At 59.8% G+C, this 12,718-nt stretch carries 10 protein-coding genes; 6 read left to right on the forward strand and 4 right to left on the reverse strand.

What is annotated here, in order from left to right; all coding sequences use genetic code 11:
• Nucleotides 1-205 precede the first annotated feature (205 nt).
• The gene (locus tag NW807_RS00590) at nucleotides 206-2,578 is read right to left on the reverse strand and encodes a DUF3488 and DUF4129 domain-containing transglutaminase family protein (RefSeq protein WP_414424987.1); all 2,373 of its coding nucleotides are present in this window, start codon (nucleotides 2,576-2,578) and stop codon (nucleotides 206-208) included.
• 198 nt (nucleotides 2,579-2,776) lie between these two features.
• Here NW807_RS00590 and uvrA point away from each other — a divergent pair, with 198 nt between their 5' ends.
• Nucleotides 2,777-5,677, forward strand: coding sequence for an excinuclease ABC subunit UvrA (gene uvrA, locus NW807_RS00595; protein WP_414424988.1), 2,901 nt, complete (start codon nucleotides 2,777-2,779; stop codon nucleotides 5,675-5,677).
• Between the two features lie 114 nt (nucleotides 5,678-5,791).
• Here the strand turns inward: uvrA and hemW are convergent, their stop codons facing one another.
• Nucleotides 5,792-6,985, reverse strand: a complete 1,194-nt coding sequence (hemW, locus tag NW807_RS00600; RefSeq protein ID WP_414424989.1) for a radical SAM family heme chaperone HemW — start codon at nucleotides 6,983-6,985, stop codon at nucleotides 5,792-5,794.
• Nucleotides 6,986-7,020: 35 nt separating this feature from the next.
• On the opposite strand from hemW, the gene hisH reads away from it, so the two are divergent.
• Complete coding sequence (gene hisH / locus NW807_RS00605; protein WP_414424990.1) at nucleotides 7,021-7,665, forward strand: imidazole glycerol phosphate synthase subunit HisH; 645 nt, start codon at nucleotides 7,021-7,023, stop codon at nucleotides 7,663-7,665.
• Nucleotides 7,666-7,687: 22 nt separating this feature from the next.
• Entirely contained in the window at nucleotides 7,688-8,149 is a 462-nt protein-coding gene (locus NW807_RS00610; RefSeq protein WP_414396766.1) for an EVE domain-containing protein, read from the forward strand.
• Between the two features lie 69 nt (nucleotides 8,150-8,218).
• Here NW807_RS00610 and surE read toward each other — a convergent pair whose 3' ends face one another.
• The gene (gene surE / locus NW807_RS00615) at nucleotides 8,219-8,998 is read right to left on the reverse strand and encodes a 5'/3'-nucleotidase SurE (RefSeq protein ID WP_414424991.1); all 780 of its coding nucleotides are present in this window, start codon (nucleotides 8,996-8,998) and stop codon (nucleotides 8,219-8,221) included.
• Nucleotides 8,999-9,321: 323 nt separating this feature from the next.
• Here surE and NW807_RS00620 point away from each other — a divergent pair, with 323 nt between their 5' ends.
• Both NW807_RS00620 and NW807_RS00625 read left to right on the forward strand, forming a co-directional pair.
• Nucleotides 9,322-9,987, forward strand: coding sequence for a Crp/Fnr family transcriptional regulator (locus NW807_RS00620; protein ID WP_414424992.1), 666 nt, complete (start codon nucleotides 9,322-9,324; stop codon nucleotides 9,985-9,987).
• A gap of 3 nt (nucleotides 9,988-9,990) precedes the next feature.
• Entirely contained in the window at nucleotides 9,991-10,860 is an 870-nt protein-coding gene (locus NW807_RS00625) for an alpha/beta fold hydrolase (protein WP_414424993.1), read from the forward strand.
• Here the strand turns inward: NW807_RS00625 and NW807_RS00630 are convergent.
• Entirely contained in the window at nucleotides 10,800-11,402 is a 603-nt protein-coding gene (locus NW807_RS00630) for a Ycf51 family protein (RefSeq protein ID WP_414424994.1), read from the reverse strand. The genes NW807_RS00625 and NW807_RS00630 overlap by 61 nt on opposite strands.
• A 165-nt stretch (nucleotides 11,403-11,567) precedes the next feature.
• Here NW807_RS00630 and NW807_RS00635 point away from each other — a divergent pair.
• On the forward strand, nucleotides 11,568-12,718 hold a 1,151-nt coding region (locus NW807_RS00635), incomplete at its 3' end, for a dynamin family protein (RefSeq protein WP_414424995.1).

The raw sequence follows: 12,718 nt of genomic DNA on the forward strand, positions 1-12,718 counted from the left end.
TGAACGTCAAGGAAAGTAACACAGCCTTGAACAGTTAGCAAGAGCGCGCGCAAATGCTCCTGCAGAACTTACCTGCAGCGACAATCCGCCTCTCAGGTCTACTACTTGGCCGGGGCAGGTTGCGAGGTCTATACCTAGAGTTAACTATCTCTTAACTGCCTCATAACGTCAAGGCTTCTCGTAGAGCTTTATAGCCGTCTTCCAGTCAAGCTGTTCTTTTGGGAGCAGGCGTCGAACTCTTGGCCTGCCAGGACCGCCTAAGCTGTCTAAGGTGGTGTTGCCAACGCTGCAGTTCCCCGGCTTCCAGCGGGATCCCGCCAAAGCGTACTTCCAGGTAGCGCTGCAGGAACCGGATGGCCAGTTCAACCTGAGGCAAGTCGGCCTGGCGCAAGTGTTCTAGGCAAGCTTCTGGCCCTAGGTGGGCGGGGATCCCCACCGCCGTCGCCAGATCCCGCAGTTGGAGATAAAGCCTTGAGATAAGCTGGCGGCGCTGCTGGGACTTGGGTAGAGCCGCCGGGATCCAGCGCATCCCAGCAAAGGCCAGACTCGGCAGCAAGAGGCCAACCATCCAGGTGGGCCAAGGGGGGGATGGCTGCCACAGGGATCCCATCACCACCCCATTGGCGGCAGTGGCTAGGAGAATCCACCCCCCATCCTGCCAGCGCAGGGCCTGATAGCGGCGGCGGCGACCCCAGTAGGCCATGGAACTGGTGATTAAAATCACCCCCACCAGCGGCAGGCCGTTTTGCTGCAGCGTTTGCCCCCAGCCCACCAGGCTGCGGCGGAAGACGGCGACGACATCCTCTTGCTTTTGGGGAGCAGTCACGCGGCTGGCCAGCTCTTGGATTTGCCGCCAGATCTGCCGCTGGGTAAATAGGTCGTACTGAATCACGTACTTAAACCAGCGAAAGCGCAGGCTGTCGTAGAAGTCTAGGATGGGATCCCACCAGCTCTGCCGCTGACTAACATTGGCCTCTGCCGGCGTAGCGTCAAAGATGACCCAGCCGTAGGGGCCAAAGGGGATCTCCGTCCAAGAATGGGCATCGGCGTTGCGCACCGCCAAGTACTTCTCCTGCGCCACCCAGCGACCGCCCAAGAAGCCATTCACCATCCGGGCCGGGATGCCAAGGCTGCGGGCCAGTATCGTCAGAGCGGTGGCAAAGTATTCGCAGTGGCCGCGGCGATGGGTAAACAAAAAAGCCTCCAAAGGCGGCTCGGCACCGGGATCCGGCAAATTGGTGGTGTAGGCGTAGTTCTCTAGCAGGTAGTTCCGCAGAGCCGTTACCTTGCCAAAGACATCGGGGATCCCAGCCGTGATCTCCTCCGCCAAGGCGGGAATGCGCGGATCCAGGTCTTCTGGCAACTGCAGATAGGCTTGTTGCTGGACTGGGTCAAGAGCGCTCAGCAGCTCCTCCCGGCCAAGCTGGCGCAGGCGGGGTTCCAGATCCCGTGGGATCCGGCTCACGGCACGGTAGAGATAGGGCATCCGGGGGGGCAGAGAATGGCTGACATCTCCAGTCTCGCGCAGGAGCAGGCGGCGGTTTTGCCATTGCCACCTCTGCTGTGGAGTCATCGCCCCACCTCGATCCAGCCATTCCACCTCCACCAGCGGCGCCACCCCAAAAACGGTGTTGGTGTCCAGCGGATCTAGGTAGATGAGCTGCTCCAGCGGAAAGAACTGCAGGTCGGAGGCAGCAGGGATCAAGGGGGAGGCCGAGAGCTCAAAAACCCCTGCCGCGTTGGGGAAAATCGAGAGCGAGCGATCCAGCGTCCGCGACCAAGCCCGCCCGTCGTAGCGATCAAAGCTCATGCCACGCCAGTAGAGAGACTCCACCTGGGGCGGCACCCCTGCCGGGAACTCCACCCGCATGACAACGGTGTTGTCAGTCTTGAGGGTGCCGAACTCCCCCAGGCTGACCTCTTCGGCAAAGCCAGTGGTCATCACCGGCGAACGGGCCTGCCGGCCTAAGATCCCCAAGCCGACGCGCGGAAATAGGAAAAACAAAGCCACTGACAGGACCATGGCCAGCAAGGCCAGGGATCCAAGAAACCCCAGAAAGCCAAGGTCGATCCTGCGGACTTGGCTGGCCGCCTGCGGGTGCTGCTCGGCTTGGAGGCGCAGATGATAAAGGGTGAGGTTAACTAGCCCTGCCCCCACGTAAAGCAGGAAGAGGAGTCCAAAGCTGATATCTTGGTTGAACAGGGTGGCAATCGCCATCAACAGCAGCGACAACACCGCCAACTGGATGTAATCTGCTGCCCGCTCCCGCTGAAACAACTTGGCCCCCGTTAGGTAGAGCACCAGGCCAATGGCCCCATCCGAAAGCTGTAGGAAGCCCGAGAGCACCAACGCCGCCAAGCTGACCAACACGCTCACCGTCAGCGGCATCCAGAGGGGCGCATAGCGGGCAAAGCTAATCCGGGGTGGCTCCCAGAACCAACTGCCCACCCCCGCCGCCAAGCAGAGGGCGATAACCGCCGGCGACAGGGCCTGATCTCCAAGGCAGAGGGCCGTGAAGGCGATCCCCACCAGCAGGTAGATGAAGACTTTTTGGACAGCAAGCAGCGGCCAGGTCATGGGCTAGGTTGCTTCGGGATCCCTCAAGTGGCCCTTCCAAGATAGCCAAGTCTTTTTCCTTCTCCTGCCCACGATAGACCCAGCTTGCTGGTACCCCTTCTCGATTGGAGAGGACAGACTTCTGGCGCGGCACTAGAATCGTTAATGTTCCTTAACTTTCGTTGTTTTTCGACCTGCGCTGCGCACAGAGGGGACGAGATGTCCGGCCAGAACGAAATCCACGTAGTGGGGGCGCGGCAGCACAACCTCAAGAACATCGAACTGCGGATCCCGCGCAATCGCCTGGTGGTGTTTACGGGCGTCTCCGGGTCCGGCAAATCTTCGCTGGCTTTCGACACCATTTTTGCCGAGGGGCAGCGGCGCTACGTGGAGTCCCTCAGTGCCTATGCGCGGCAATTTCTAGGGCAACTGGACAAGCCGGATGTGGATCGCATCGAGGGCTTGAGCCCGGCCATTGCCATCGACCAAAAGTCCACCAGCCACAACCCCCGCTCCACGGTGGGCACCGTTACCGAGATCTACGACTACCTGCGGCTGCTCTACGGGCGGGCTGGGATCCCGCACTGCCCCCATTGCGACCGGGTGATCGCTCCTCAGACGGTGGATCAAATGGTGGATCAGATCCTGGCCTTGCCGGATCGGACGCGCTTTCAGCTGCTTGCGCCTGTGGTGAGGGGGAAAAAGGGCACCCACGCAGCGCTCCTGCAAAGCCTGCGCCAGCAGGGATTTGTGCGGGTGCGTGTCGACGGCCAGGTATGGGATCTCAGCGAAGAGATCACCTTGGACAAAAACAAGACCCACACTATCGAGGTGGTGGTGGATCGGCTGGTCAAGGGCCCCGACATGGCAGAGCGGCTGGCCGATTCCCTGACCACCTGTCTGCGCCAGTCGGGGGGACTGGCGGTGGTGGAGCTCTTGCCTCGGGAGGAGGAGCGGGAACATCTGTTGCAAAAAGTAGCCGAGGTGGCGGGGCAGTACCTCAACGGCAAGCCGACGGAGCTGATCTTCTCTGAGCAATTTGCCTGCCCCGAACATGGCTCGGTGCTGAGCGAGCTGTCGCCGCGGCTATTTTCCTTCAACTCGCCCGTTGGCGCCTGTCCTGTCTGTCACGGCTTGGGCTTTGAGCCCATCTTCGACCCCGACCGCATTGTGCCCGATCCCAAACTTCCCCTCTACGCGGCCATCGCACCTTGGGCCGAGCGGGAGAACCCCTACTACCTGGCGTTGCTGGCAGGGGTCGCCAAGGCCTTTGGCTTTGACCTCAGCAGCCGCTGGTGCGACCTCACGCCCGAGCAGCAGCAAATCCTCCTCTACGGCACCGACCAGGAGATCTACGTTGAGGCAGAATCCCCCTACCGGGGCCGGGGCTACTACCGTCGCTACGAAGGGGTGATCCCGCAGTTGCAGCGGCACTACCAAGAAACCACCTCCGAGACCTACCGGCAAAAGCTGGAAACCTACCTCACCTACCGCCCCTGTGCGGCCTGTGGGGGGGCTCGCCTTCGCCCTGAGGCCCTGGCAGTGCGCGTCGGCGGCTACCGTATCACCGATCTCACCGAGGTCTCTATCCGGGAGTGCCTACACCGCTTAGAGCATTTGAAGCTCACCCCTCGCCAGGCGCAGATTGCCGAGCTGGTGCTGCGGGAGATCAAAACCCGGCTGCAGTTTTTGATCGATGTGGGCCTTGACTACCTCACCTTGGCCCGCCCGGCCATGACCCTTTCGGGGGGTGAAGCGCAGCGGATCCGGCTGGCTAGCCAGATTGGCTCTGGCCTGACGGGCGTGCTCTACGTGCTAGACGAACCCTCCATTGGCTTGCACCAACGGGATAACCACCGCCTTTTGCAGACCCTGTTCCGCCTACGGGATCTGGGCAACACCCTAATCGTGGTGGAGCACGACGAAGAAACCATCCGCGCCGCCGACCACATCGTGGACATTGGCCCTGGAGCTGGCATTCACGGGGGAGAAGTGGTGGCCCAAGGGTCTCTAGCCAACATCCTGGCCTGCGATCGCTCCATGACCGGAGCTTACCTTTCGGGGCGGAGGCGGATCCCTACCCCTGCCCAGCGCCGACCGGGGAAAGGGGTTGCCCTCAAGCTCACCAATGCCCACAAAAACAACCTCAAGCACATCGATGTGGAGATCCCGCTCGGCAAACTAGTCTGTGTTACGGGGGTCTCCGGCTCCGGCAAGTCCACCTTGGTCAACGAGTTGCTCTACCCTGCCCTGCAGCACTACCTTGGCCAGAAGGTGCCCAAGCCGGCGGAAATGGGGGAGTTACACGGCATTGAACACATCGACAAGGTTATTGTCATCGACCAATCCCCCATTGGCCGCACTCCTCGCTCCAACCCTGCCACCTACACGGGTCTGTTTGATCCCATCCGCCAAGCCTTTGCCCAGACTCGGGACGCCAAAGCCAGAGGCTATCAAGCTGGCCACTTCTCCTTCAACGTCAAGGGCGGGCGCTGCGAAGCCTGCAAAGGGCAAGGGGTGAACGTGATTGAGATGAATTTCCTGCCCGATGTGTATGTTACCTGCGAAGTCTGCGGCGGCAAGCGCTACAGCCGCGAGACCCTCCAGGTCAAGTACAAGGGCAAAAACATCGCCGAAGTCCTGGATATGACGGTGGGAGAGGCGCTGGAGTTCTTCGCGGCCCTGCCCCCTGCGGCCAAGATCCTGCAGACCCTGGCCGATGTGGGCCTCGACTACATCAAGCTGGGTCAGCCGGCTCCAACCCTCTCGGGTGGAGAAGCGCAGCGGGTAAAGCTGGCCGCAGAACTGGCCCGCCGCTCCACCGGCAAAACCCTTTATCTACTGGATGAACCCTCCACCGGCCTGTCGTTTTACGATGTTCACAAACTTTTGAACGTCCTGCAGCGGCTGGTGGATGCGGGCAACACCGTGCTGGTGATCGAGCACAACCTGGACATTCTCCGCTGTGCCGACTGGATCATCGACCTGGGGCCGGAAGGGGGCGACCAGGGCGGCCAGATTGTTGCTGTTGGCACCCCGGAAGAAGTAGCCGAACACCCGGGATCCCATACAGGGCGGTACCTGAAGCAGGTTTTACAACACCATCCCCCCGGCCAGTGAGCACCCCTTTCGATTGGGCTGCTGCTTTTCAGGACCCAGCAGCTCTGAGCTTCACCCACCGCTTGGGGTTGCCTCAGGCTCATTTCAAGAAGCCCGTTTCAAGTCAACTGCAACTTAAAACAACAGCTCCTCAATAATCTCGTTGGAAAACAGCCAGCCCTCGGGCGGGACTAGCCGTAGCCGTCCCCCTTCGCAACTGGCCCAACCTTTTTCAAAGTAGGGATCCAGCCTCTGCAGAGCCTGCTCCACCCTCCTGCTGCCAAAGCGCTCCTGTAAAGTTGCCAAATCCAGCCCTTCCTGGAGGCGCAGCCCCAACATCACCGTATCCATCCAGGTTTCTTCTAGAGAAGCTGGCGGCGGGAGGGGGTGAACTTGGGCTTTGACCTGTTCAAAATACTTGTGGAGAGTCCTCGGCTGGTGAATGCGCCGCCCCCCTTCGTAGCCGACAGATCCCATGCCAAAGCCAAAGTAGGGGCGATTTTCCCAGTACACCCGGTTGTGGCGACAGGCATACCCAGGGCGGGCAAAATTGGAGATCTCGTAGTGGATATAGCCTGCCTGGGTGAGGAGACGCCGGGCCATCAAGTACATTTCAACGGTCGCCTCTTCGCTGGGCAGGGGCGCCTCTCCCGGCCGGTACAGACGACCAAAGCGAGTTTCGGGCTCGAGGGTGAGATCGTAAACGGAGACGTGGGCCGGGTTGATTTCAAGAACAGCTTGCAGGGACTCCTGCCAATGTTCCAAAGTTTGGTAGGGCAGCCCGAAGATCAAGTCCAGGTTGAAGTTCTCAAAGCCCACCGCCTTCAAGTCGGCCACAGCTTCATAAATTGCTTCCACTCCGTGTAGGCGACCGCAGGCGGCCAGCAGCTCTGCCTGAAACGCCTGGGCTCCCAAGCTAATGCGGTTGACCCCCAGGTCCCGGTAGCCCGCCAACTGCTCTCGGGTCAGGGTGCCGGGGTTGGCCTCAAGCGAAATCTCGCAGTCGGGATGAAACGGGATCCGCTCCCTAAGTTGAGCCAAGATCCGGCCCAATTGCTCCACCGTCAGCAGGGAGGGAGTGCCGCCGCCGAAAAAAATGCTGGTCAAGGGTTGGGGATCCCCGGCCAAATGGCGGTAGCGATAGGCGCCACCGATCTCTTGGCAGAGCACCTGCACATAGGTTTCTATGAGCTCGCGGGTGCCCAGGCCAGTGGCAAAATCGCAGTAGTGGCAGCGCTGCCGACAGAAGGGGATGTGCAGGTAGGCAGCCTTCGGCCAGCCAAGCTGAGCGGAGGGGGTCAGCTCTTCCGTAGGTGCTGCGACTGCCATAGAACCACTCTACTGATAGGCCCTTGAAAGGATCCATGAAAGCCGTGCGCCTGGCGGTGATCGACTATGATGCCGGCAACTTGCATTCAGCTTGCAAAGGGCTGGAGCGGGCCGGGGCCGAGGTGCAGCTAGTAACAGGGCCGGACGGCCTAGAGGCTTTTGATGGCGTCGTCCTGCCGGGAGATGGGGCTTTCGACCCAGCCATGCAGCAGTTGCGGGCGCGGGGCTTTGTGGAAGCCCTCCGAGCGGCAGTGGAGCGGCAGCAGCCCTTCCTGGGCATCTGCCTTGGGCTGCAGGTTTTGTTTGAAAGCAGCGAAGAGGGAAACGAGCCAGGGCTGGGCATCGTGCCAGGACGGGTGCAACGCTTTCGACCAGAGCCAGGCCTGCGCATCCCCCACATGGGCTGGAACCAGTTGCACCTCACCCAACCCCAGTCTCCCCTTTGGGCAGGGATCCCTGACCAAGCCTGGGTCTATTTTGTCCACTCCTACCATGCAGTGCCCAACGACCCAAGCTGGGTGGCCGCCACCACTCAGCACGGCAGCCAAACCTGTGTGGCCGCCATTGCCCGCGGCGCTGTGTTGGCCACCCAGTTTCACCCGGAAAAGTCCGGCCCGGTTGGTTTGAAGATCTTGCAAAACTTCGTGGACTTTGTGGCCGGATCCCTGGCCCGCACCTAGACCTCGGCTTTTCCCAAGCCCCATGAACTACTGGCTGATGAAATCGGAGCCCAGCGTCTACAGCATCTGGGATCTGCAGCGGGAGGGCCAAACTCTCTGGGACGGCGTGCGCAACTACCAAGCCCGCAACTACCTGAAGGCTATGCAGCCTGGGGATCGCGCCTTTTTCTACCACTCCAACGCCAACCCTCCCGGCATAGCCGGCTTAATGGAGATCGTGGAAACCCAGGTGGTGGATCCCAGCCAGTTTGATCCCACCAGCCCCTACTACGATCCCAAGTCAACCCCTGCAGCTCCCCGCTGGTACACGGTGCGAGTGCAATTCGTTGCTGCCTTTGAGCGCTTGATCCCTTTGGCCCAGTTGCGGGCCACTTTTACCCCTGCAGAGCTAGAGGTGGTGCGGCGGGGCACGCGACTGTCGGTGATGCCCGTTCCCCAGGTCGTGGCAGAACGGCTGCTGGAACTGACAGCCTTTTCCCCCTAGTCCTACGAGGCTAGGGCGAGCCAGCTAGAGGCCTCTTGGCCCCTGGCAAGGGGATCGACTGCCAAAGCTTCAAGAGCCAAAGGTTGAGAGTCCCCAGCGCTGCAGGCTGTCGAAAGCTGCGTAGGCCGTCAGATCTGGCTGCAGGGGCGTAATCGACACGTAGCCCTCGGCAACTGCCCGCACATCAGAGCAGGGATCCACCTCCTCTTCCACCACCTCTCCTGCCAACCAGTAGTAGGCCTTGCCGCGGGGATCCACCCGTTTCTCGTAGAGATCTGTGTACTTGCGCCAGGCCAGGCGGGCCAAGACCATGCCGCGTATTTCAGCTAGCCCCAGCGGCGGCACGTTGACGTTCAACAACATTGGCTTCTCTAGGGGCTTCAGGCTCAGCTTCTCCAGCAGGGTCAGCACCACCTGGGCCGCCGGCTGAAAATCCTGGTAGGTAAAGCTGGCCAGGCTCACTGCCAGGCTGGGGATCCCTTCCAACAGCCCTTCCATGGCCGCTGAGACAGTGCCGGAGTAGAGCACATCGGTGCCCAAGTTGGCCCCCTGGTTGATGCCGGAAATCACCCAGTCGGGAGGATGCTGCAGCAGGCCATCCAAACCCAGCTTGACGCAGTCCGAAGGTGTGCCTGAACAGGCCCAAGCTTGCACCTCTGGCGGAAACCCCTCCCGCACCGGCTCTAGCCTTAGAGGTTTGTGCAAGGTTAGGGCATGGCCCGTGGCCGAGCGCTCCCGATCCGGACAGACCACCGTTACCTGGTGCCCGCCTATCTGAGCCAGCGCTGCCGCCAAACACCGCACCCCTGCCGCTTGGATGCCGTCATCGTTGCTGACGAGAATGTTCATCAGTGCCACCCCTCACCCATCCCTGGCCATCCTTCCCTTCGACCAAGCTCGGCTGCCTCCATGATGCCCTCTGCTGCCAAGCCTACAGCCGTCCGGAAGCCAAGACAAAGCCTGAGAAGCGCAGTCTAGCATGTTATCATTGAGCATAGTCTTACAGACAATATCCGTAGAGGTACGGTGTCGTTCAGTAAATCTTGAGGGTCATTATGAAGCTAAGGTAAAGCTAGTCTTCTTCCTCCTGTGGGGGCTGCCAACGGCGTCTTTGGTCGAGGGAAGAGCCCATATAGCCCCCAAAGTTGCTCAATCGACAGGAAGTCTATCCCATGTCCCTAGTTTCCATTGCATCGGCAACAGAAGCTCAGGAGTGGCGAGAACTCTGCCAGTGGGCTGAGGAGCACTACCGCTCTCGCACTTTTCCCAAAGATGTGCGCATCCCCACCCGTCCGGGACTGGTGTACATTCCCCAGGAGGGGGTGGTGCGCCTGGTCTGCCAAACGCCAGAGCGGCGGGAAGTTTTTGTTGGGTTTATCACACCTGGCGTGCCCTTTGAGGTGAGCCAGCCAGAGCGCTTTGAGCTAAAAGCCTGTACCCACGTCGATTGCACCACGGTGATGTGGTTTTACTGGAAGGATTTAGAACAGTGGCCCTATCTGCACCAGAAGATTCAGGAAAGCTTCCGCCAGCAACTGCAGCGCAAGTTGCTCTGGCTAGGCAACCTAGGCCAGCGTCGAGCCATTGACCGCCTCAGGGGGTTTCTAAGCCTGTTGATCGAGGAGTACGGCCAGCCCTGCGACCAGGGGATGTACCTCCCCTGGACTCTAACCCACGCCCAGATTGGGGATGCCATCGGCGCTACCCGCGTGACGGTAACCCGCCTGCTGGGATCCCTGCGCTCGAAGGGGTTTGTGCAGATCCTGGATCAGAACCTGATCTGCATTCCCAATGGGGTGAAGCTGCAGCCGACGCCAAAAAAGGTGGCCAGCGCCTAAGCTATGGGCCTACAGCTCTACTACCGGGCCTGGGGAGAAGGGATCCCTTCCCTGCCCATCTTGCTGCTCCACGGTCATCCCGGCAATGCCGACTGCATGGAAGTTTTTGCCGAGGCGGTGGCGGAGATGCACCCCTGCGTAGCCCCAGATCTGCGCGGCTACGGGCGTTCGCAAGTACGGGATCCCTTTGAGATGTCGGCCCACCTGGAGGACTTGCAGGAGCTGCTGGATCGCCTGGGCTGGCAGGAGTGTCTGCTACTGGGCTGGTCTTTGGGCGGGATCCTAGCCCTAGAGTTGGCTTTGCGCCTACCCCAGCGGGTCAAAGGCTTGATCCTAGTAGCCAGCGCTGCCTGTCCCCGCAGCAACCATCCCCCTACCGATTTTTGGGATCAGCTCAACACCGGCATTGCTTCGCTGCTCAACTGGCTTTGGCCCGGCTGGAGTTGGAACATCAACACCTTTGGCCGCCGCTCTCTCTACCGCTACCTAGTCCAGAGACATACCCCGAGAACCTATCGCTACCTGGCCCAGGCAGCTTTGCCGGCTTACCTGCATACCTCTCCTCAGGCTCGCCAAGCCCTACGCGCTGCCCTTCGACAGGGCTACAACCGCGAGGGAGAGCTGCACCGCCTGCACCTACCGGTTTTGATTCTGGCTGCGGAGCAGGACTGCCACATCACTGTTGCCAGCAGCCTAGCCACGGCCCGCCTTCTCCCTCAGTGCACCTGCATTGTCTATCCCAACGTGGCCCACCTCTTTCCCTGGGAGATCCCTGAGCAAGTAGAGCAAGATCTGCGCCGCTGGCTGAGGGCTCAGGATTGGGCCAAGGGAGGCTCTTGCAAAGTCCCCTCAGAGGGCGGGGCGGCCTCCTGAACTTGGGCTAACCTACGCAGCCGAGCAAAGGCCTCTTCCTCCAGGTGGATTTGCTGCTGCTGTTGTTCTTCCGGGGTGCGCAGGCGTTTCCCCAAAGGCTGTTGCAGCGTGCCCAAAAGTAAGGGCTCGGAGACTCCCGGCTCGGGGTGGATGACAGTGCGGGCTTGCAGGGTAAATACCGGCGAGCCGGTAGAGAAACGACCAGAGGAGGCCAGATCGCTAGCTGCCTGCCTCAGCGTAAGGATCAGTTGCTCCGGGGTGATATCTGGGCTAACGGCAATGACCGCCCGCTCCGCCCCTTGGTCATAGACAGTGGTGTAGGGAGCAGCCCCGGGGATGCGGGAGCGGAAAATGGGCCCTAGGCTCAGAGCAAAACAGCCTGCCGTTAGGACCAAGGTAAAGGCCGTGTAGCCCACTAGCGAAAACTTCCAAGGCCAGTTGCGTATCCAGGCCAGCAGAGTGAGCAGCGCCAGGAAGACCGCTACTCCCAGCCCCACCTGGCTGGCAGAGGCGAAGAAAGATTGCAAAGAGCCATCCATCATTCGCAAACTACCTCTTGTTGACCCCAGAACTGCCGGCGGCTATGTACATTTTAGAGCCATTTCCTTATGCTACTAAATCAGCATTGCTGGCAAGAAGGACGCTGAAAAATGCGAAGAAAACGAACCACGGTACTAGCGAAAGGACTATAATGCCGGCGAAGCGGCTTGAGAGCTGTCGGCATGTCATCTTCAACTCTATCTGAAGGAGCGCATCACAGGCTTGATTCTACGGATCCCTCGGTAGCCCTGCGGATCGCAAGAGAGTCACTGTTCACCCTCGGCAACCTCACTGCCGGGATCCTCAGCGAATACCACGACGTCATTAGCAGCTCTGTGCTGCTGGAAAAGCTGCAGGCCTTTCGGGTTGTCTACGAAGAGGCTGTTGCCCGCCTACAGAAGCCCTCCTTCCGGATTGCCACCATTGGCACCACCTCTTCGGGTAAATCCACTATTGTGAACGCCCTCATTGGCCGGAAAATCGCGCCTATTGAGGCCCAGGAGATGAGTGCCGGGATCCTGCGGATTAGGCACAGCGAGCGGAGCAGGCTAGTTATCCACAATACCGAAGGAGCTACCTGGGAATGCGGCACGTGGGAAGACCTGAGGGACGAAGAAATCTACAGCCGGCTCAAGCTGACGATGGAGGCCTACCACCAAGAGCGGCGAAAGAAGAGGAAGAAGAGGGATGAAGCGGAGGTGGGCATCCCTCAGGTAGACGTTGAGTGTCCGCTGCTGCCGGTCAGAAATCCTTTTCTGTTAGGCCTGCCTGAGGGCTTACAGGTCGAGATTTATGACTTGCCTGGCCTAAACTCAATTCAAGATAGAACAAGCCTTAGGATTATCCAAGAGCATGTCAGCAAGTGCTTTAGCTTTGTTGCACTGGATTACTCTCAGACAGATTGGCAAGGACGGGAAACTCTCTTGAGAGAGCTAAAGGATGTCGTAGAGTTTCTCAGAGGTCAAACCAGTTTGATGGTCTTCTTGCTCAACAGGGTTGACATGCGGAATCAAACCGACAACCCTCTAGAGCAAAGGATCGAGGAGCTGAGGGAGGAAATTCAGGAGATTCTGGCTCTTCCAGAGCCGCCTTGCATCGTTCCTCTTTCTGCTATTGCACTCTTTTATGCTCAATGTGCCTGGGGAGCTAACTCTTCTGAAGCGTCGGATGTAGATCCCAGTACCAGGCGGTGGATGGTCAGCTCTCTTTTTAAAGACTGCTATAACTTCATTAAAGCCTCTACGAGAGGTGATAAGGAGCTGAGGTCGTGGCTACTTAACCTCGAGAACAGCATCGAGGAAGGACAGGAAATATCCGA

Origin of the sequence: Synechococcus sp. R70.1 (assembly GCF_047461675.1) — a bacterium.
In the GTDB taxonomy this organism is placed as follows: domain Bacteria; phylum Cyanobacteriota; class Cyanobacteriia; order Thermostichales; family Thermostichaceae; genus Thermostichus.

Coding starts and splice junctions, on each gene's coding strand:
- NW807_RS00590 (WP_414424987.1), bottom strand. CDS start 2,578: ATGACCTGGCCGCTGCTTGCTGTCCAAAAAGTCTTCATCTACCTGCTG.
- uvrA (WP_414424988.1), top strand. CDS start 2,777: ATGTCCGGCCAGAACGAAATCCACGTAGTGGGGGCGCGGCAGCACAAC.
- hemW (WP_414424989.1), bottom strand. CDS start 6,985: ATGGCAGTCGCAGCACCTACGGAAGAGCTGACCCCCTCCGCTCAGCTT.
- hisH (WP_414424990.1), top strand. CDS start 7,021: ATGAAAGCCGTGCGCCTGGCGGTGATCGACTATGATGCCGGCAACTTG.
- NW807_RS00610 (WP_414396766.1), top strand. CDS start 7,688: ATGAACTACTGGCTGATGAAATCGGAGCCCAGCGTCTACAGCATCTGG.
- surE (WP_414424991.1), bottom strand. CDS start 8,998: ATGAACATTCTCGTCAGCAACGATGACGGCATCCAAGCGGCAGGGGTG.
- NW807_RS00620 (WP_414424992.1), top strand. CDS start 9,322: ATGTCCCTAGTTTCCATTGCATCGGCAACAGAAGCTCAGGAGTGGCGA.
- NW807_RS00625 (WP_414424993.1), top strand. CDS start 9,991: ATGGGCCTACAGCTCTACTACCGGGCCTGGGGAGAAGGGATCCCTTCC.
- NW807_RS00630 (WP_414424994.1), bottom strand. CDS start 11,402: ATGATGGATGGCTCTTTGCAATCTTTCTTCGCCTCTGCCAGCCAGGTG.